Origin of the sequence: Xenorhabdus sp. BG5, from assembly GCF_015163665.1 — a bacterium.
Classification (GTDB): domain Bacteria; phylum Pseudomonadota; class Gammaproteobacteria; order Enterobacterales; family Enterobacteriaceae; genus Xenorhabdus.
Map to the genome: position 1 here is coordinate 1 of NZ_JADEUG010000044.1, position 21,080 is coordinate 21,080.

The following is a 21,080-nucleotide window of genomic DNA, read 5'->3' on the forward strand; positions in this document are numbered from 1 at the left end:
TCTGGTACAGGTTACTGAAGAAGTTAAAATCTGGCTGGAATATCGCAGAACGCCGTGGGGCATTTTCGTCCACAGCGAAGCTGATATGAAAACCGTGCGGCAACATTTACGTAAATACCTGCAAGTATTGCTACCTAAACAGGAAAAACCCGTTTTTTTTCGTTTTTACGATCCGCGTAATATCTGGGATTTTCTCGGCATCTTGAGTGACTGGGAATTACATTGTTTTTTGGGGCCGATATTGCGCATTACAACACTTTATCTTGAAGAAGAACGCACGGATAACTTTGCCAAAATCAGAGAGCCTTTTCCTGATAATGCCAAGGGGAAATATAAAATTTTTAAAATCAGTGAATCTCAGTATGAATTGATCGAAATAAAGCAAAAGGAGAAATATTTACAAAAACTTGATTCTATTTTGCTATCTGAATTAACAGAGCTAAGAATAAGTATCAGCATCAATAACTCATTACCATTTTTAGCTTTTTTCTATGATTATCTTATTTCTGAGAAAATAACAGATGCTCGCTCTATAGAAGGAATTCTAAAAAAAGTGATCAGAGAAGACAATTTTGACATTGATAACTTTGATAAATCAATTTTAGCCAATCTTGCAGATAATGGAACACCCGGCTGGTATAGGGCTAAGAGATTTTTTCTTAAAATTTGATATCTATCTTGAAATTAATTTAGGAGAAAAACAATATGGGAAATGCCGTTAAAATTGGTGATATTGGAACAGAACATGGAGATTGTCCGGCAACACCTATTATCACAGGTGCCAGCAGCGTTAAGGTGGACGGTGCTTACCTAGCCAGACAAGGAGATGCTTTGGAATCACACTCGTCACATTCTCGGGCGATTGCTGAAGGTTCCGGATCTGTGTTTATTGAAGGAAAACCTGCCGCTAGAACAGGAGACGCTGTTGATTGTGGTGGAGTTGTTATTGGTGGAGGCAGCGTGAATATTGGCTGAGGATATTTGAGTAATAACATATAAATACACGTTATGTTGTATAAGAAGAAACTGGTAGTTTACGAACCATATTTAACCAATATTTCTTGATTAACCTCAGTTAATTTATCAATGAAAGGAAGACAAAATGGATCCTATCAATGAAAAGGAAAAAACATTGTTAGTAGCACTAAACGATGATAGTACCTGCTTTAATAAAAAAGAAGAGCTAATAAAAGAATTATCGAAACATGATGAAAATAACACATGGAATGCTGGTAAAGCCTGTGCTACATGTCCACCTCCAGAAGCGAGAAATGATTTTGTTAAGTATGTATTAAGTAAAATTACATATGTTAACGATGATGGATTTTTTAAAAACTCCGATATAATTCAAGATCGCGTTAGTGAATTAGAGCATGGCGAAATGAGTACAGTAAATGCCATAGTATTACATAGAACAGGGGGTTCAAGTATGTCAACTGCTATCTCATCATTCAAATCAACTGGTGTTGGAACGCATTTTATCATAGACAAAGACGGTACTATAAAGCAAACAGCCAGTTTAAAGCAGTATACGTATCATATAGGAAAAATAAAATCTAAATGTATGGAAGAAAATAATTGTAATTCAAGCGAGGAGAAAAAAATAAAAGGTTGGGGATGGAATCCAAAAAAAACTCATGACCACGAAAAATCAAAAGAATATCCTGATAGATATCCTATGAATACTGATAGTGTAGGAATTGAAGTCGTTGCGAGTTATAATAAGGCATCCAAATTTTGGGATCCAGCAACTACACAACAAAAAGATTCGATCAAGAAATTAGTCAGTTTACTAAAGTGTAATTATAATTTAGGTGAAGGTGATATATATGAACATGATAAAATATCTTATAAAACAGAAGGTGAAGGTGCTAACCTTTATCCTAATAGTATTTAGTCCTTATATTTATTCAAAAAGTAAAGTGGAAACAATTAATGTAACAGGGTTGGAAATAACAAAGAACAATGATAGAAGTATTATTGATGTATGTAAAAAATGGAAATTAAGTAAGGATGATATAAATAATATTTTTAATCTTAGCAAAGAATATGATTATTCTCCATATAATATTTTCTATCAAACTCCATGTGATATAGTGGGAAAAGCAAAGATAGGCAATGAAATATGGAAATTTTATATAAATGGTGGAGGGATGATTACACTTATAAACAAGGATAAAGAAATTTTTTTAGGTTGTGAAGAAAAAAAATGTGAACCTTTCTTCATTTTTCCTTTTGATGGTATGAATCCATAAAAACAAAAGATGGTCAAATTTGGAGAAATATTTCAATCCTGACCATCTATAATGTGCTAAGAAAAGGAGAAGAACTCGAACAAGAAGTCAAGCAAGGTAAAAATGGGGCATTTTATGGTGCCCAATTAGATTTGATCCTTAGTGGTGACTGGAACGTTATGTTTGGTTGGGAATCTAATGACAAAGGAAAGTGGTCTTTTAAAAAAGATACCGTATTAGAAACCGGATTTGGCATCAGAGCCGAAACGAATATTCGCGGCGGTGTCCGTTATTATGCTGTCAACGGTTATTTTGATGCTTAAGCACAAATTGCAGCCAAAGTATTAGTAGCGCTAGAATCTACAGAAAAAAGTATGGAGCTTGTGCTTTATCATGATGGAATTCAGGCATCTGCTAGCGTGAAGTATGGAGTAGGTATTAAAACAAAAAAAAATGATGATGAAATAGATAATGATGGAGAATTAAATCATGAAGACGAACCTATTGAAAAAGACTGGATATTTCAAGATCCACTGCCAAAAGAAAAATCCACTTACAGGATTTCTTTGGGGTAGCCTTTTATTCTTTACGTTACTAATGATAATAAAAACAGCATCAGGTAAATCAATTATGGAACATAAATATTTAGTCTCATTTAATACACATCGTAGTTTATGTGCGTTAAAAGTAAATGAAATATTAATATTGGAAAATACTTCTTCGCGTACAGGAACAGAATCCAGTGGTTATAATATATCGGCTTTTTTAGAAAATGGCTTTAACACAGTAAAATTACTTATGGGTCGTAAATCATTTGACAAAAACACGGAGAAATTCCACCCAGAATCATGGTGTGAAGTGACAATCAAAAAAGTTTCTGCTTATGATGAACAAGGGCAAATTATTAGTAATATCAAATTAACGGTGGATGACAACGGAAATGTTATAACGAAAAACTCAATAAATCCGAATGAAAAATTTGATTACGAAAATATGTCAGTAAAAAAAGGAGAAAAAAACTTATTTGCGGCTCAAAAAACCTTTTCAGTGAATAATTTACCAAACTGGATGTGGACAAAAGCACAGCCAGTAACTGAGAATGATTTACCTTCCATAAAAACATTTTATCAGGAAATTAGTAATACTTTTGCTCATCGTAATTTAGATAAGGTATGGAAAATGAGTCAGCCCGCATGGGAAGAATGGGCTATAGCAGATAATAGTAGTGCTAAAATATTTTTTGATTCTATGAATTTTGAAGAAGATATAAGTGATAAATTTGAAATTAAAGAACCTGATTGGAAAATATATAAATTAGTTAGTTATAAAAATGGTCGTTTATTCCGTTTAGAAAAAGGCGCATTTGGTTTTTCTCCTATTATTTTTCATAACAAGGAAAGTGGTGAGGATACCACTTATGGTCCTTACCTATCCATAATCAACGGAAAAGTTGTCATCTCAAGATAATTAACTTATTAGGCCAATCGGTTATTAATAGAACTAATTGGCCTAATAATCATCAAGAAAAATATTTGTTACACATGATCTTTTTTATTGCTATAGCCATAAAAATTAGCTAATATAAACTTGTTCAAAGCGCGTTTTAGCGAAAATAAAAAACTCCTGTAGCCTGAAAGGGAGAGCAAGTATTGCGGTACATCTGCCCACCTTTGGAAGCAGATATTGTCAGAACACTAACCCCTCGTCTGGCAATGAAGGTCTCTTAAACTAAAAAATACACCCAAAAGGTGTTTTTATATTGCCAATCAAGTGTAATGAACATTAGGTCATGCACTGATCTTTCATATCAACATAAGCTCTATTTTCCTTTATCTTCAATGAATAATAGGATGACTTTTGTGCATCCGGTTCATACTTATCACAATCACTGTCTGAAATATTCAGCGGACAATTTTTCTACGCCAAAACACTTAACTGATGACTACCGTTTGACACTGAACTTTGCGGCATTTCGCTGTGCCTGCGGGCATTTCAACGTCTACACAATTTTTTCTGACTGTTCACAGAACGCAAGGCGTCACTTTTTGCGGATTTATCGCTGAAAGTGACGCCGCAGCCAAAGAACCACGCAACTCTGACAGGCTCTCGCCTGCTTCACCACTCAGTGAATCTGACACTGCATTTTATAGATTGAAAAAGGAGAACTTGACGATATCGAGGCTGGCATTTAGCCGGTGGGGATGACCTGTCAATACAGGCGGCAGTACCGCGTACTCAACCGATACCCCGCAATACCTCAACCTGCGTTCACTCTGGCGCACAGATATCGATCAAGGGCAAAGCAGGCATTTTCTGTTTTGCCGGAACGATCGCGCGCCAGAGATTGTAGGTTATCAGGTATCAGCAAGGGGAAGATAATGGGCCGACTGATTAAGGAATTAAAATTTTTGCCCGGAAAGTGGGTGGTAGTCATAAGACCTGCCATGACCGTATTCGGATTGCGGGGCGTTTGGGCGCATTGTTATTGAGCCTGAATATTCAGGTTAAAAGCCTCAAGAATTTGAAAGCCAAACATGTAGAGCAATATGTTGATACCCGTTTATCTCAAGGGATTGCTAAGCGTACAGTGCAAAATGAAATGGCTGCGCTGCGTAATATTTTTTGCATGGCAGGCCGGGAAAAACTGGAAACTTCGCCACGTTTGAGCAATCAGGCATTAAGATTAAGTGGAACCAGCCGTGCCGGAACGAAACAGGTTATCCCTGATGCGACGTTTCAGGTCGTTTATCAGAAAGCGCTTGAACAGGATGCCGGGTTTGCCGTCACACTGAAACTCGTCCGATTGCTGGGGTTACGTTCTCAGGAAGCGGTGCAATGCAGTGCTTCGTTGAAAAGCTGGCGCAAACAGTTAGAACAACCAGAGCCAAAACTGCATGTTGTTTTCGGTACAAAAGGCGGCCGGCCAAGGCAAACCCGCGTACTGGATGTCGCAGCGGTGAAAGAGGCTGTCGAACAGGCAATGACTATTGCAGAACAACGAGGCGGCAGGTTGATTGATAAACCGGATCTCAAACAAGCCATGAGCTATTGGCGGACACATACCACAAGGATTGGTTTAACAGGCTACCATTCTCCCCACAGTTTGCGTTATGCGTGGGCGCAGGATGCGCTGAATTTTTACCAGAAAAATGGTTTTAGCCATTAGGAAGCAAGGGCACTGGTCTCAATGGATCTGGGGCATGGTGATGGCCGTGGACGTTATGTCGAGCGGGTTTATAGCCGTTAAACTTAGCCGTTCTATTATTGAGTTAGATAAAACAATCAGTTAAAGTATTCCCGCCATTAGCAAAATCTAATGGCCAAGGCGTCGCGGCCTTGATTGATCAACCCACTGGTAGGAAATTTCTACCAGTGTGCCTGTTATCGCCCTTTCAATGGTGATTCAGGCGGGGAAGGCATTGCCTTGCCGGAATGGTTGATCTCCGGTCCGCGAACCCTGTCTGAATCGCCACCATCAATATTAATTAATGGAAGGGGTAGCAGGAATGAATAGCAACAATATTCAAAACGACTGGCATCAGGCCGATATCATCGCTGCACTGCGTAAACGCGGAACAACCTTAGCAGCCCTCTCCCGTGAAGCGGGACTCAGTTCATCAACATTGGCAAATGCACTCAGCAGACAGTGGCCTAAAGGCGAATGGATAATTGCGAATTATCTTGGCATTCATCCCTCTGAAATCTGGCCGAGCCGTTACTTTGATCGGCGTGGTCAGTTGATTGAACGTAAGATTCGCAGCAAACCACAGGAATAACCCGCTGTAATTTGTGATCGACATCGTAAAAATGAATATTTTTTATCTCAAGCCCTGAGCATAAAATGGCAGCAAAATCTGACCATTTTTAACCCTCAAGGCTTTTTTTCTTTAAAATGGTTGAAAATCACGCAATTAATGATATAAATAATAAAAATCAGTCATATATGAAAAAAAGTAAACAAAAAAATCCTGGGGCATTAAAAGGGGCATAAAAGGGCGTAAAGATAATATATCTTTTATATTCAATTGATTATACTTATTTCCGATTCCTGATATTGAAGCAATAAAATTGCTGTCTTGTTCAGCCGATTGCATTCTATCCGGATGCAATGCAGCCATTTCACTAAACAATACACTATAAAGAGATAAAATAGCCTCAATATCCTGCATAGTAGCCGTTCTTATTATCATTAGGCTCTCTCGATTACTTTCAATCAATTAGTATTAAATTTCATCAATAGGATAATATAATTATTAAAACGATCAAGTACCGGGTAATAAAACTGAATCTTGTTCAACAATTGCCATATGACAAGATTTTTCCAGCAAGAACCGCTCATCAGCCATTTTATTAAACCTGACAATCAGGGGATCATAGTCTGCTACAAGCATGCAACTGATAATACTGTTGAGTTATATCTGTTTCACTGCGAAGATGGCGCCCTTAAATAACACGTTGTAACTGAGGTTTCTTTAAAATGTCTCTTTCCAATCATCGGGCAGCTTCTTTTTCACTGCTTCCTGTGATTTTATTGTTACTGTCAATGACATCAATTCAAGCCGGGGCTTCGCTGGCCAAAACAATATTTCCTGTCATTGGCGCACCCGGTGTCACAGCTCTGAGACTTGCATTAGGCACGATTATCCTATTTCTGATTTTTAAACCATGGAGGTTGAAATTTCAGCGTTCTTCATTGCTCCCGCTTTTCGCCTACGGCATTTCTTTGGGGGCAATGAACTATCTGTTCTATATGTCCTTATCCCGAATTCCGCTCGGCATTGCCGTTGCACTTGAGTTTACTGGACCTTTAGCGGTAGCCATGTTTTCTTCCCGCCGTCCTCTGGATTTTCTTTGGATTGCCTTAGTCATTGCCGGATTAAGCTTCCTATTGCCAATCGGGAATAGCGTCAATACACTCGACCCGATCGGTATTTTGTACGCATTGGGAGCCGGTGTTTTTTGGGCACTTTATATTATCTTTGGGCAACGTGCTGGAGCAAGCTATGGTGCCGCAACAGTTTCTATCGGCTCACTTATTGCTGCCTTTATCTTCTTCCCAATCGGATTAATACAGACTGGCCCTGAACTCCTGTTCGATGCGTCTCTACTGCCGATTGCCCTGGGGATTGCCATTTTATCCACCGCGTTTCCTTACACTCTGGAGATGATTGCCCTTACTCGTTTACCAGCCAAAACATTCGGGACATTAATGAGCCTTGAACCTGCGTTGGGCGCATTATCAGGCATCATTTTTCTTAATGAGCATTTGGCAATGTCTCAATGGATTGCCCTTTTCTGTATTATTTGTGCTTCCATAGGCTCCACCTCAACCATTAAGAGAAAAACCAGAATAGAAAAAGTAGAATAACGACTGTAAAAATACAGAGATGATTCATTAAAACCGGAGAAATATTTACTCTCCGGTTTTTTATTTTCGTAAATTATCAAAGCGTTACCGACCAACATAATAACTATCAATTCAATAGAGGTAATCAATATGACTTCCGGCAAATGATCAACTAAATTTATTCTATCTAATGAGATAACTCATTACTCAGAATTAAGGGGGCACTATTATGAATACCGCGAAATTACTCAAAACCCAACCTTCTGGCCTGATTTATACCCGAAACAATCTTGATGAAGGTATAAAACAGAGAACAATTACTACCTTAAATCATATGGTAAGCCAATTTATCGATCTATCCATGCTGACTAAACAGGCTCACTGGAACATGCGTGGCCGCAATTTCATTGCCATTCATGAAATGTTGGATGATTTTCGTAATTCCATCACGGAACACCTTGATATATTTGCAGAACGAGCCGTTCAATTAGGTGGAACCGCGCTGGGTACTGTTCAGGAAGTGTATAAACGTACCCCCCTGAAAAGCTATCCAACGGATATTCACGAAGTACAGGATCATCTAAAAGCGCTAGCGGATCGTTATGCTGTCGTTGCTAATGATATTCGTCAGGCGATCATTGATGCGGAAGATGAAGACACTGCGGATATGTTTACTGCGGCATCTCGTGATCTTGACAAATTTTTATGGTTTATCGAAGCAAATATTGAGCAATAAAATAAAAACATTATTCTTCATTAACTTAAGGCCACCTCTGTGGCCTTTTTAACATCAATATCCATTGTTGATGGAAAAAACATGAAAAAAAGAAGTTATACCCTTAAAAATCCCACAAACCTTTAAAAAAATCATTTTTCTCTCTATAATCCCTGTTTGATTCAAAAATAAATATGAGGATTCTATAAAATGGATATCGAAGTCAAAGATTCTAACGGCACATTACTGAATGACGGCGACTCAGTTCAGGTTATCAAGGACTTGAAAGTTAAAGGTACTTCCAAGACACTGAAACGCGGCACACTGATCAAAAACATCCGCCTGACTCACCGCGAAGACGAAATTGAATGTAATGCCGATAAAATTAAGGGATTAGTCCTAAAAACCTGCTTCCTGAAAAAAGTAGATAAATAACGGTTACAACCCCATTTTCACTTAAAGGATAAATAATATTAACTTTTATATTATTTATCCTTTTTATTAATAGAATTAAAAATTGAATAAGATTGATTATATGCAGTCAGACAACTGACGGCTATCCTTGCCAATTCAGCTTTAACACAAAAAATAGCAATACCCTTCGGAAAATCAATCCATTAAATATGCCATTCACACACCCAGTCCAGAAAAACACCAAATAGATTGGAATTTCAAATAAGAAAATTTATTATAAGTATGTCTTTATTCTGATATAGAGCAAACATATTGAAAATATTAAAATTTAGATAGAGGTTACAAGATGAAAATTTCACTGACTCTATGCACAGCTATTTTGCTATTAGCATCATGGAATACATTTGCAACAGAAGCACAATTGAATAATAAATCTGAACAATGCAAAGAAGTCGCACGTATCAGATGTGCCAAACATATTCAACATCCTAAAAAATATCAATTTTGCCTTAAAGAGATATATAGCATATGTATGCACCAATAGATACGATATAACTTTAACTTTGTTAAATAATATTGATTTCAATAAGTTGTAAGTTCAAGCCCGGATTTTTAGTTTTGGACATATCCCCGTCATTATTAAGGTACTGATATCTTCAATAGTGGCGGGTATTACAAACGAAAAAATGGACGATAAACCGTTACACACACCTGACTACTGAGCTGGCTAAAAACCTCAAAATTCCACGCCAACTTGTAGGTGGTAGGAGCAAGAGAAGCTAATCAGTCGCTTCCCCTGTCTCCACCTCAAATCACGTGTAGCACTTATTATCTTAATTCACGACCTGACAATTTTTATTAATAATTTATTGGCCTGAATTCGCGACTATATATGGTTCTATTAATAACAGCTTGGTTAATTCCTTGGACGAAGGCTTACTTTCTTCCCCTTTAGGTACCACAAAAAACTCACCTTGCTTTATTATTACGTGATCATTTTTAAAATCTATACGAAGTTCACCTTCAATAACCATAAACACCTTGTCTTCATCTTTATGTGTATGCCATATAAAATCACCTTCAGCGAGCAATATGATTATCTTATATTCGTTTGTTTGAGCTATCACCTTAGGTGACCAGATTTCTTCTATTAAATCAAATTCTTGTTTTAAGTTATTGACTTTTCTCAATGCTGCAATATGGTTCATATTATATCTCTTTCCTTTATATACTTGCTTGGTTAGAGGCCAGAAACAAAATGACTTTAGCTATTTCGTCGGGCTATGCGCTTTTCTCGAGTGTAATACTTAGCTCATAACAACGTGTGCGCAGAATAACCAACCCAAATTCTGGGTAAAAAAATCGACGATAAGCCTGTTCCTGGAGCAAAGTGTTGGTACACATCAAACAGCTCCGGGGGAGAAACAGGCCATGGACAACTTAGTTGAAATCTTCTGTAATGTCGATGATTTTTGTCGTTTTTTTATCCCACAGTAGGCGCAATTTTGTCTTGATAACGGATACCGTCTGCACCACAGGCAAGGTCTACATCAAGTTATAAATAACCCATCCTCGAGTTAGTTATTCCTTTTCCGCTGGCACCTTTGGCCGTTCGATGGGAAATACCGGCAAAGAATTCAATAAACGTGAACCATAACGTTTGGTGAATAACCGAGTGTCATAAATGACCACATCACCATAACACTCATGGCTGCGAATTAACCTCCCCACTTGTTGGATCAAATTAAAGGAAGCGCTGGGTAAACTCTGTACTTCAAACGGATAACGTTTTAAAGATTTCAACCATGCGCTTTCAGTAATGATCACCGGATTGGTTACGGGAGGAAATGCGATTTTATGGATATGGACTTGTGAAAGATAATCACCTTTCAGATCCAACCCTTCTGCAAATGACTGTAACCCAACCAGAACGCTGGTTTGTCCTTCATCAATACGCTTGCAATGTGTTTCTACCAATCGATAACGAGGCTGATCACCTTGTACCAATAACATCAACCGCAGGTCTGTAACAAAAGTGAGGAACCCTTCCATTGCTCGTTGACTGCTAAAAAGTACCAACATTCCCCGATGTTTTCCTGCCATCACTTGAGAGCGGAAATAACGCGACATTTCCTCAAGATGCTGCATTTCATTCTGAATGGTCGGTTCCTGTGTCATTTGCGGTATAACCAAACGTCCTTGTCGTACATGTTCAAAAGGTGATGACAAGCTGATAAAACGATCACCATAATTTTCGTGTAATCCGGTAAGTTCCTGAATGCGGGAAAAGCTATTCAGTGAACACAACGTGGCCGATGTCACTACAATATGGGGGATAGTACGCCATAGTATTTGGGTTAATTGTTCGCTAACCCGAATGCCCGCACAATGAAAATAAAAGTGCGATTGGTTTTTCTCATCGCGTCGCGTTAACCATTTGGATATTGGCGCATGGGAAGACTCTTCTTGTGAAGCCAAACGCCACAATTTTGTCATATTCTCAAAATAACCCAATGTTCGGCTGACTTGTAAAATAGCACGATGCAAGCGGACAATATCTTGTTTGGCCGTCTGATCACTTAAATCATTCAAAATCGCTTCAGCTAAACTACGTAATCCATCAGTGAGTTTAAATAATTGCTGGCAGCATAGCAGCAAACTATCCGGTAACTTTCCCAGTTCGAACAGGTATTCTTCCGCTTCACCACGCTCAGGCAAGAGCGCCTGTGTTATCTCCGCCAATTCCTTAAAGTATTCACGGATTGTTGCACAATGGCTCTGTAATCGAGGGATATTTGCCAAAGCAGGCGATTTTGCCGGCCGGAATTGAACCAGGTATTGCTCTACATGACGGACAAAGGTATCTAATTGCCCATTAAGCTGGAATAAGGTTATTTCCCCTTCAACTTCCAGCGCATCCCTTGCCACTTCGGGAATATGGTGCCCTTCATCCAAAACCAACAACAGATTTTTTGCCTCCGGTAAAACCGATTCACTTTCCAACGCTGCCATCACCAAAGCGTGATTGGCAACGACAACATCTGCATCTTCAATTTCCCTGCGAGCAAGAAAAAATGGGCAACGGTGGTAGAACTGGCAATTGCGTGCCAGGCAGTTCACCTTATCCGTACTGATTTTTGCCCACAATGAATCCGCCAGTGCCAGTTTATGATGATCACGTAAGCCATCCCAGACAAACGTCGTATAATCACTGCGCAATCGGCGACACAGTTCCCGCTCTTCACTGTTCGCAATTTCAGTCTGATCTTCGACTAGAAACATCAAGTCAATCTGCTCTCCTTCTGCGGCACAAATGGCCTCCAGGTTGCGCGGGCAGACATAACGCACCCGACCAAAAGCGCCCGTAAATTTCAGGTCAGGAATAATTTTACGCAGCAGCGGCAAATCTTTACTGTAAATTTGATCTTGTAAGGCAACATTAGCTGTACTAACCACCAATGGTTTCTGTTCTGCCCGGCTGATGGCAATCCCTGGAAGCAGGTATGATAACGTTTTTCCTATTCCCGTTGGTGCTTCTATCACCAAATGCCGCCCTTCTTCATCTGCCAATGTCTTTGCAACTTCGGCGATCATTTGACGTTGCGGAGCTCGTGGAATAAAACCATCAATATGGGTAGATAATGATTTATACCACTGACTAATCTGACTTTTTACTGAACTAGAAAGAGTCATGAGTTTTACTGCTTAAAAATTGGGGGGTTATTTTTTTCATCATACTTCTGTCTTTACTATTCAAACACATAAACGCAATTTGGTAAGGAATAATTTTCCCATAGAACTGATCTCAAATCAGCTTTATATGATCATTCCTGCGAAGCGGTTTCCAGTCTTTTTACTGTCAATGCAAGAAAATCGGTTATCGCTTGTTTGGAATGTAGAAGCCGATATACTTTTGGATTTTTATAACCGTTATAACTCTTTATTAAAACCTTATTGGATACAGAGATGAAAAAAATCCTGCTCATTATCATCATATTATTTTCCATCGGCTCAATTGGTGGGAACCTTCTAGCAGGGATGAATATATACACCCGCTCAACCACACCAACAGAAGCGCCACAACAGACTCAGCAGGAAAGTACTCCAACAGGGCAACAATAAATACGTTGGCTTGTATCGTAACACCAGATGAGGAAGCTCATGAAAAATGAATATTTTGTCAGTCCACAATGGTTAAACGAACATCTTTATGATGAGAATATCGTTGTCGTTGATGCCAGTGCCCCAATGCCTACCCAATCTATCAATTATCACCAACTTTGGTTAGAGAAACACATTCCGGGCGCACAATTTTTTGATCTTGATAAGGTCGCTAATCTACAAACCAATCTGCCCCATATGTTGCCGGAGTCGGAAACTTTCCGTCAGGCTGTTAGCAAAATGGGCATCAGTGAAAATCATCTGGTGGTAATTTACGATCAAGGCAATATGTTCTCCGCTCCACGAGCATGGTGGACATTCAAAATTTTTGGAGCCCAGCATATCCGCATTCTTGAAGGGGGTTTACAAGGCTGGCAGCAAGCCGGTTATCCCACCGAATCAGGTAAAGTTATTCGCTCTCCCGAAGTTTTCAATATCCAGTTTACTCCTGAAAAAGTCTGTTCTCAGGCGCAGATCCTTGATGCTCTCCGTAACGATGTAGGGGTTCAATTTGTTGATGCCAGAGCAGAAGACCGTTTTCAGGCAAAAGTGCCGGAACCCCGTCCAGGTCTGAGGATGGGGCACCTGCCCGGCGCTAAAAATGTTCCGTGGACAGCCCTGATCGATAATGGATGCTATAAGCCACAAGAAGAAATTGCAGCAATATTTCGCAAACAGGGCGTTGACTTAAGCCAACCTATCATTACCAGTTGTGGCTCTGGTATGACAGCCGCCGTTTTAGTTCTGGGGCTTGATATGATTGGCCATGAGGAAACAGGATTATACGACGGCTCTTGGGCTGAATGGGGAGCTGATGATTCACTTCCGATAGAAAAATAAATAATAATAGCAAAGGGCATCAAAATAACATGCCCTTTCTTGTACTATTGATTAGAAATTTTGTGGTATATAAACAGGACTATTATTGCGCCAATAACGGCAATAACGAAACTCCCCAAATTAAAGCCGTCCACTTTTCCCATACCAAGAAATATACTGATATATCCACCAACCACAGCCCCCGCAATACCCAGAATAATCGTCATTATGATGCCACTGCTGTTATTTCCCGGCATAATCCATTTAGCAAGGATTCCGGCAACTAAGCCAAAGATAATCCATGACAGAATACCCATATACCACCTCCAATACTGATTAAGTTATTGGTTCACTGATTCAATTATTCTTCTCTGCTTTAAGTCAAGACACCAACAAAAAAAATTGCAAATTGTAAAAGTAGCAATAGAATGAGGGCCGATCTATACCAATCTAACTTCAAGTTGCAATCCGTAAGACGAGGCGAGGCCTTATATTTCCCCGCGCAGCGGGGAAATATAACACGCATCTTGAAGTTGGATTGGTATAAATTATAAGATAAAAAATGAAGATATTAATAATCAAACTTAACTACCTCCTCTTATTATCCTGATATTTTGAATGACATACTGATTAAAAAATTGAAATGCATTATCACCTGACTGTATATCAGGCGGGAAAACTAGATGAGAAGATGAATTTCGCATTGCATAGTATAGCCAATCATTTACACTAAAATGAAAATGTCTAACGTTCCCCCACACAGTTTCCATCATATGGATAGTGTTAGCATTAAGTTCTGAAGTTTCTACTATGTGAGAACTTATGGTATAGCGAAGAGCATTAACTGTGTCAATAACAAGATCAGCTATATTACTAGTATCTAGTATGCTGGCATTTACAAAGTGTAAATATAATACTTCAAAATCTATATTTTCAATCTCCATTGGATATTGAGTTCCATTTTCTAATAGGACGATATTGTTAACAATTTCTATACTGGAGTCACCTCCCCTTGGTCTAAAAAATGCTCTTCTCAAGTATTCTACTTCGCCATCAGCAGACGATAATCCACGCGTCTCCAGTCCTATAGTATGGATATTACTTCCGATGGGATTTTCAACTGATACAATCCTATTTTCATTAATAGCACGCCTGAACGCGAGTACATAATCACTACTCATACGCCCCCGTAATCTGCTTGGTGTTCCAGGAGGAGTAACAAAATTCATTCCCCTTGGCGCCCCGCCGCTATAGTGATAAGTGGCCTCAAACGTCTCGCTAAACGCGGCCGGCCGTTGGCCCAGCCTCCGCAGACCACTGGCAAGACCGCCAAGGGCACCCGCTCCCAGACTGAGCACCCCAAATCCCATCGAGATCCAGCCAAGGGCGGCCGAGGCTCGGGGGTTGCTGTCTGCTGTGGCGGCACTGGCAATCCCCGTCGCATCCGCGACCAGCCCCGCAAGAATGGCGGCATCGCCCGCCAGTGAGGCTCCTCCAGTGGGAATAGCCAGCACCAGGCCAACCACCAGCCCGATGACACCCCCAATAATCCCAAACAGGCTGCCCAGGCTGATATGCCCCGTCGGGTCAATATAATTGATAGGGTCACCAAGACAGTAGGCATACGGATTAAGCCCCCCGGCACCAAATGGACTCCAGCTATCGGGGGCATTAAAACGCATCAGCACCGGATTATACGCCCGATACCCATTCCCCAGATGATAGGTGCCCGCTGCCGGATCAAGGCGTTCACCATTATAGGCCGGAATATCCGGGTGGCGCTCTGCCTCAGCCTGCTGTCCATAAGGCGAATAACGATAGCGGGTTTCGGTGCCCTCGCCCTGATGGCTCACCAGCACACTATGACCATCCGTGCCCAGTAAATGCGTATTAGCCCCCGTGATGGCCGCCACAGTTTCCCCCTGTGCCCGTAATAAACGGGTCGCCGCGCCACTCTCACGCAGAATTTCTGTGACGCGCGTCGTCCCATGATAATAAAGTTCATGGGTCTGGTCTGGCCCCAACCGCTGCAACACCAACCGGTTAGCCGCATCATAGGCATAGGTACTGCGAGTATCACTGAACTGGACAGCCGACAGCCGTCCCAGGGCATCGTACGTTAAATGGCGGCCCGCCTCATCCTGTATCAGGTGGCCAGCCGCGTCATACGCCAGAGTGATCGTGGCCGGATACCCCGGATGCGTGTGGGTGACGGTGTGTAACTGACAAGGATCTGACGGATTGTGAAGAAACGTGGCCGTATCACGGTTTCCGTCGTCGAGGGTAGTGATACAGGTCAGGATATTCCCCAAATGATCGTAAGTAAGACTCTGATGTGCAATGCTAAAGCCGTAAGCATCCCGCGGGGGTTCCAGGCCAGTACATTCGTATTCAGTCAGCCAGTGGCGGGCAGGATCATAGGTGTAGGTTTCCTGACGTAACACACCGGCAGTTTGTGAACGGGTGGTACGTGAAGCCACCTGATTCCTGACGGTATACGTTTGCGCCACACTCAGTGTCTCCGTGGCGGTCTGGATTTGGCGAGCCGTCTCACGCCCAAACTCATCAAAACTGCGCGTGGTGGTTATGGTGTTATCATGCTGTTTGTCGTGAACCGTCCACTGCTTGACGCGGCTGGCCGCATCATAGGTCAATTCGATATCAATATCAGCATCCCGCGCAGCAATCGGCCGGCCAAACTGATCAAAACTGATACCACAATTTTTCCCCGTGACATCCTGGTAAGCCGTCAGCTGACCGGCAGGGGAATACGTGTAGTTTGCCTTTCGTGCTGCCCCTGCTCCCGTATCGTCAAAACGGCAGGTTTCCTGTTGCAAACGGCCAGCGGCGGTATATTCCAGACGGTGGGAGGCCTGCTGTGCCGCGCTAGCGGCGGTTAGCACACCGGTTCTGGGATCGAAAGTAAAGTCCTGCTGGATGTCACCGGCATCCACGTGGGTCGGCACATTACCTAACCGCGGTTCATAGCAATAATTCACCGTCTGGCCCCGCGGATCGGTGATCTGGCTGGGATAGGGTTTCTCCCCTTGGTAAGACACACAGTAAGTTCGCCCTCCACAGGTGGTTGTAATGGGACGATACAGGCTGTCGAAGCGACGGGTCCCCAGCACCTCCTCATTCACCGCAATTTGCGCCACCAGATTGCCTGTCGTGAACGGCGCATAGGATTTTCGGATCACCGTCCCGTCACTGTGATTTATCGTCAACACCCGTCCCCATAAATCGTAGGTGTACTCGGTTTTCTGTCCCAGGGTGTCAACCGTGGCCCGTAACCGTCCCAAGCCATCATAGTGATGCTGCTGCTGACTATAGGGGGTGCCCTGGCTATCGCAGAGGGTGATCGTGACCGGCTGGTGACGGGTATCATACACCACCGTACACTGACTAAAAGACAGCCCTTCCGCCTGCCGTGTCACCTTCGCCGTGCGGGTTACCGGATCATAATCGTGCTGAATGCTCTCGCCCGTAGCCTGGATAATCCGCTGCAAGTTCCCCCAGTCGTCATATTCCATCCGCTGGCTGACCGCAACCGGCACTGCACGGTCAGATGCATTTTCCACCGGCAACCAATCATACCGGGTTTGGGCCACGACTCGCCCCCAGCTGTCCCGCTCAATCTCTGAGACTAAACGCCAGCCCTGATCTTCCTGCCCCTTTGCCAATATCTCCTGCTGGTAGGCGTGCCCTTGTCCATCAAAGCGGGTGCGCACCTGGTTGCCCCACACATCGGTTTGTGTGGTCGTCACCGCGCCTTCCTCTTCAATGGCATAGGCATACTGTACCCTTTGGGCATAGCGGGTATTCACATTACTGGTATGCTCTGAGATACGCCCAAGATCATCATAGTCATAGTGGGCGGTACAGCCCTGGGTATCTACTTCATGCCATAATTTACCGCTAACCTGTGATTGGGTACGCTGGGTCGTGAGCTTCAGCTGGTCATGCCCGGTCCATTGGCCACTTTTTACCAATGCCTCCCCCTGCAGGGTATAGCTGAAGGTTTGCTGGCTGTGCCACGTCTTGCCGGCCGCCTGTTCCTCTCCGGACAGGGCATACACAGTTTCATCAATATGATGAATGCGCCCATGATCGGGAGAATTTACATCATTAATATAGCCAGACTGACTTTCATGCAGTAACTGCCCGGCGCTATACCCGCCCTGATAGGTGCAGACCACAGCGTAGTCTGCGGGAGTTCCGGCAAGCGCCGGTAACGACGTATAGCGATAGACCATCCGGTGGATTGGCGCATCCTCATAAGTACCTGCCGGTGACGCCTTGCCGGGGGTGACAGTTTTGGATTTAACAAAACGCACAAAGCCATGCGGTGATGCCGGACAAGCCCCTGCTTCCCCCGCGGCCGGATAATACACCCAGTCCGTGCGGGTGCCATCCGGCGCTATTTGCACGGTCGGATTACCCGCTTCATCAAACGCCGTCTGGATCACCTCCACGTCAGGGGTATCATTAAAGCTGATGCGGGCTGTTTTCGGCAACTGAAACTGGGGCGGCTGGTCGTCAAACGTACTGCCCACCTGCGCATAATAGTCAGTCTGATGCTCCCGTTGGTGCCCGTTCTGCACTGTCGTCTCGCTCACCAGCAGGTGGTACTGGTTATAGCGGCGGGTGATATGGCGCTGCGTGGTGCCATTGTCCCACTGTTCCGTTGAGCCATACAGGTAATCACTCAGGACCCCGTAGAGATAATCTTCATCCGCATGCCAGTGTCCCTTCGCCCCGTACCCCAGAAAATTGGCCGCGGTATATTGATAGGTGCGCACAATATCCGGGCCGTGGCCGGGCGACTGTGTATGGTGGGTGACATAGGGTAATGCAGACAGGGGGGCGCCTTCGGGGAAGCGGTGGCCGTCAAGCTGATAATTGACCCGCTCCGTCAACCCCGTCGGGGCGTCCACCTGATTCAAAAACCGACACTCGATGTCATACCCCAATGCCCAGGTCAATGTTTGGCCGGCCGACGTCATTTTTTTCACCGCGCTCACATAACCGTTCTCGAACAGCAGCTGGATATCATAGGCTTCTGCCGTGCCGGGCCAGACCGTGAAACGGGTATAACTGCCGTACTCATAGTGCACGGTTAACAACACCTGCCCGGTGTTATCGGTGACGCTCGTCAGGTACAGGTCAGGGCCGGCATCACTTTTCCAGTCCAGGGTCAGAGAATGCCCCAAGGGGGTAAATATTTGGGTCGGTACTTTGAGGGAATAGGCATTGTCCGGCCCGGTTAACACTTCCACCGTGCCTGATTTATGGATCACCCGATAGACATTCTGAGCGACATCCTTTTCAAACCGTACCCCGTCCTGCTTATACTGTTTCAGGTAAACCTGGTCCGTATATTCATCCACTTTATAACGCTCGCCGGTGGAGAGACTTAATAACCGTTGCTGGCTGTCATACTGGGTCAGCCCCAGGGAAAAGCCCATACCGAACCCCTGGTTGTCGGTATTGAGCGGGTTATAGGCCAGGGAGAAGGTTTGGGTGGGGCCAAGATGTCGGTTACCGGTTAACCGAGCCACCAACATCGCATACGTATACAAGCCGGTGCGGGGATCAACACTGCCCATGGCCGCACTTTGAAAGTTGTGGGCATTTGAGAAAAAATCAAATGGCATTTTAGCGCCTCTCTTTCTTTATTTGATGAAATAATGAAAAAAACTGATTTTTCTTATTTCATAACCCGATTATACTTAAAGGGAAATTTACTGCGGCGATTGACAAAAATATATTATATATAAAGTAAATATTCTCACTTTTTACGCCGTCGCCATGTCAGACTCATTCTTCAATATATAAAATATAAATCTATGTATCTATAAGATGGACTTTTCGTTTTTCTTCGTCATTATCATTGCGTGGCTGTGCCAAAAATTCTCCTAAATTGCCATATTGGTCATGAATATAAATAGTAAAATCGTCAAACCAAGTATCATGTAACATCGAATCAATCCAAATCAGGGCATACATTACGGTAAAACAAACGACCTCAGATCCCTCTTGTCTAATTTTGATATCTACATTAAAATTAATAGGCAAATCCCACCACGTGGTATTACCTATGGAAACGTAAGTTTCTTCTCCCAGGCTCCAAATAAAATGTACATAATAATAACCATTATTCCAATCTTGGTGGTAGCCCGTTTCATGATAACGCTGATGCATACAATTAAAAGGTATATTATTACCAGTGAGAGAATTATCACGACTCCAAGATAAGGACACGATATATCTATCATCTCTCTTCAGCTTTACATAGGTATTATACTGGAACCAGTGAGCATATGGAGGACCATCATCATCATACTCTTTGACATCTTTGGCCACCATATCTATATCAGAAACCTTATAACGTGTTTCATGTATCGCCAGAAGCTGGACAAATGCATCAAAACTACTCTCTGCTCCAAAGGCTGTTGAGTATGTTTTGCCAGCTGGCGTCGTAACCAATACAGCAAGTTGTTTAATTTGACTTGCTGCTTTGGGTGAGCAATATACATAATAAGTTATCCTACTTAACTTTGTATCATCTTCATTATTGTTCAAAGATGAAACCCTTGGCGTTCTAGTAAATTCATTAGGTTTATCTATATAAGCCCAGGTAAAATCGTCTTTTTCTTGTGCATTCCAGGCAAGTGGTTCTTGTGTGTCATAGTCAACTAGCCAAACATGCTGCAAAAGCTGATTACTTGAGACTAATATCGTATTATTTTTACAATTAGTTGCTTGAATATAAATATCGATCGCGACCCGATTTCTTCCGTTAGCAAAGATCTCAGCGTCACGATTTCCCTGAGGTAATTTTATTTTTAACTCAGATACTTCATACCAAGATTGATCGTCATCTGTACAGATTGGTTGGTCGTCATCTTTAATATTGTTCATCTGTTTTTCCCCTAAGTTAAACAAATCATTTTCAATATCATCTCCGCTATTAACATCATGACTTATAAAATAAACATCAGAATAAAGGATGGTCTTATCAATAAAAACGCATAACATTAATTTTTAAATCATTTAATACTCATACCTATCTTCTTTCAAGATGCGTCTTATATCTCCCCGCTACGCAGGGAGATATAAAGAATCACATTGATTTGCAAGCTGCAATTTGAAGTTGGATTGGTATATATAATGACTCTATATGAAAAAATAAGTAAATATTTTTATGTTTTTTCAACATTTTCATTTGAAAGTAATAAATATGCCCGCACAATGACCTCCACAATACAAATATAGCCCCATCATCCAGATTTTCCAGTAATTGCAAAGAATATTTTTCTTATGTCTGAATTATATATGCATCACCTGATAGCTAAACTATTAATTCAATAAATATATTTTTACCATT

20 protein-coding genes and 1 pseudogene are annotated in these 21,080 nt (G+C 42.2%); 15 read left to right on the forward strand and 6 right to left on the reverse strand.

Annotated elements, in window-relative coordinates; all coding sequences use genetic code 11:
* Positions 1-34 precede the first annotated feature (34 nt).
* From IQ209_RS16500 to IQ209_RS16540, 9 genes and pseudogenes are all read left to right on the forward strand, one after another.
* The gene (locus IQ209_RS16500) at positions 35-670 is read left to right on the forward strand and encodes a DUF4123 domain-containing protein (RefSeq protein ID WP_228005938.1); all 636 of its coding nucleotides are present in this window, start codon (positions 35-37) and stop codon (positions 668-670) included.
* A gap of 35 nt (positions 671-705) precedes the next feature.
* Positions 706-975, forward strand: coding sequence for a type VI secretion system PAAR protein (locus tag IQ209_RS16505; protein WP_193852299.1), 270 nt, complete (start codon positions 706-708; stop codon positions 973-975).
* A 127-nt stretch (positions 976-1,102) separates the two neighbouring features.
* Positions 1,103-1,897, forward strand: coding sequence for an N-acetylmuramoyl-L-alanine amidase (locus IQ209_RS16510; RefSeq protein WP_193852300.1), 795 nt, complete (start codon positions 1,103-1,105; stop codon positions 1,895-1,897).
* Positions 1,869-2,255, forward strand: a complete 387-nt coding sequence (locus IQ209_RS16515) for a hypothetical protein (RefSeq protein WP_193852301.1) — start codon at positions 1,869-1,871, stop codon at positions 2,253-2,255. Before IQ209_RS16510 ends, IQ209_RS16515 begins: the two co-directional genes overlap by 29 nt.
* A gap of 53 nt (positions 2,256-2,308) precedes the next feature.
* A complete protein-coding gene (locus tag IQ209_RS18435; RefSeq protein WP_228005936.1) occupies positions 2,309-2,557 on the forward strand; it encodes a hypothetical protein in 249 nt (82 codons plus the stop codon).
* A gap of 51 nt (positions 2,558-2,608) precedes the next feature.
* The gene (locus IQ209_RS18440) at positions 2,609-2,809 is read left to right on the forward strand and encodes a hypothetical protein (RefSeq protein WP_228005937.1); all 201 of its coding nucleotides are present in this window, start codon (positions 2,609-2,611) and stop codon (positions 2,807-2,809) included.
* A gap of 55 nt (positions 2,810-2,864) precedes the next feature.
* Positions 2,865-3,701 (forward strand): hypothetical protein, encoded by an 837-nt coding sequence (locus tag IQ209_RS16525; RefSeq protein WP_193852302.1) that lies wholly within the window; start codon positions 2,865-2,867, stop codon positions 3,699-3,701.
* A 911-nt stretch (positions 3,702-4,612) separates the two neighbouring features.
* Positions 4,613-5,481, forward strand: a pseudogene (locus IQ209_RS18810) (integrase domain-containing protein).
* Between the two features lie 259 nt (positions 5,482-5,740).
* On the forward strand, positions 5,741-6,010 hold the full coding sequence (locus IQ209_RS16540; protein WP_193852304.1) for a helix-turn-helix transcriptional regulator: 270 nt from the start codon (positions 5,741-5,743) through the stop codon (positions 6,008-6,010).
* Positions 6,011-6,145: 135 nt separating this feature from the next.
* On the opposite strand, the gene IQ209_RS16545 is transcribed toward IQ209_RS16540, so the two are convergent.
* On the reverse strand, positions 6,146-6,424 hold the full coding sequence (locus tag IQ209_RS16545; protein WP_193852305.1) for a hypothetical protein: 279 nt from the start codon (positions 6,422-6,424) through the stop codon (positions 6,146-6,148).
* Positions 6,425-6,711: 287 nt separating this feature from the next.
* On the opposite strand from IQ209_RS16545, the gene rhtA reads away from it, so the two are divergent.
* From rhtA to IQ209_RS16560, 3 genes are all read left to right on the forward strand, one after another.
* On the forward strand, positions 6,712-7,602 hold the full coding sequence (gene rhtA / locus IQ209_RS16550; protein ID WP_193852306.1) for a threonine/homoserine exporter RhtA: 891 nt from the start codon (positions 6,712-6,714) through the stop codon (positions 7,600-7,602).
* Between the two features lie 208 nt (positions 7,603-7,810).
* Entirely contained in the window at positions 7,811-8,317 is a 507-nt protein-coding gene (dps, locus tag IQ209_RS16555; RefSeq protein ID WP_193852307.1) for a DNA starvation/stationary phase protection protein Dps, read from the forward strand.
* 189 nt (positions 8,318-8,506) lie between these two features.
* Positions 8,507-8,731 (forward strand): alkylphosphonate utilization protein, encoded by a 225-nt coding sequence (locus IQ209_RS16560; RefSeq protein ID WP_193852308.1) that lies wholly within the window; start codon positions 8,507-8,509, stop codon positions 8,729-8,731.
* Between the two features lie 845 nt (positions 8,732-9,576).
* On the opposite strand, the gene IQ209_RS16565 is transcribed toward IQ209_RS16560, so the two are convergent.
* Both IQ209_RS16565 and dinG read right to left on the reverse strand, forming a co-directional pair.
* Positions 9,577-9,918 (reverse strand): cupin domain-containing protein, encoded by a 342-nt coding sequence (locus tag IQ209_RS16565; protein ID WP_193852309.1) that lies wholly within the window; start codon positions 9,916-9,918, stop codon positions 9,577-9,579.
* 373 nt (positions 9,919-10,291) lie between these two features.
* Positions 10,292-12,403, reverse strand: coding sequence for an ATP-dependent DNA helicase DinG (gene dinG, locus IQ209_RS16570; RefSeq protein WP_193852310.1), 2,112 nt, complete (start codon positions 12,401-12,403; stop codon positions 10,292-10,294).
* A gap of 273 nt (positions 12,404-12,676) precedes the next feature.
* Here dinG and IQ209_RS16575 point away from each other — a divergent pair, with 273 nt between their 5' ends.
* Both IQ209_RS16575 and sseA read left to right on the forward strand, forming a co-directional pair.
* Positions 12,677-12,832: a hypothetical protein gene (locus IQ209_RS16575; RefSeq protein WP_193852311.1), complete on the forward strand. Its 156-nt coding sequence runs from the start codon at positions 12,677-12,679 to the stop codon at positions 12,830-12,832.
* Between the two features lie 39 nt (positions 12,833-12,871).
* Entirely contained in the window at positions 12,872-13,711 is an 840-nt protein-coding gene (gene sseA, locus IQ209_RS16580; protein WP_193852312.1) for a 3-mercaptopyruvate sulfurtransferase, read from the forward strand.
* A 44-nt stretch (positions 13,712-13,755) separates the two neighbouring features.
* Here the strand turns inward: sseA and IQ209_RS16585 are convergent, their stop codons facing one another.
* Positions 13,756-14,007 carry a GlsB/YeaQ/YmgE family stress response membrane protein gene (locus IQ209_RS16585; RefSeq protein WP_193852313.1) on the reverse strand — a complete coding sequence of 84 codons (252 nt, stop codon included), beginning with the start codon at positions 14,005-14,007 and terminating at the stop codon, positions 13,756-13,758.
* A 267-nt stretch (positions 14,008-14,274) separates the two neighbouring features.
* On the reverse strand, positions 14,275-18,696 hold the full coding sequence (locus IQ209_RS16590; protein ID WP_193852314.1) for an RHS repeat-associated core domain-containing protein: 4,422 nt from the start codon (positions 18,694-18,696) through the stop codon (positions 14,275-14,277).
* A 420-nt stretch (positions 18,697-19,116) separates the two neighbouring features.
* Between IQ209_RS16590 and IQ209_RS18610 the strand changes: the two genes are divergently transcribed.
* Positions 19,117-19,242: a hypothetical protein gene (locus IQ209_RS18610; RefSeq protein ID WP_255528809.1), complete on the forward strand. Its 126-nt coding sequence runs from the start codon at positions 19,117-19,119 to the stop codon at positions 19,240-19,242.
* A 295-nt stretch (positions 19,243-19,537) separates the two neighbouring features.
* Here the strand turns inward: IQ209_RS18610 and IQ209_RS16595 are convergent, their stop codons facing one another.
* Entirely contained in the window at positions 19,538-20,614 is a 1,077-nt protein-coding gene (locus IQ209_RS16595; protein WP_193852315.1) for a hypothetical protein, read from the reverse strand.
* Positions 20,615-21,080 lie beyond the last annotated feature (466 nt).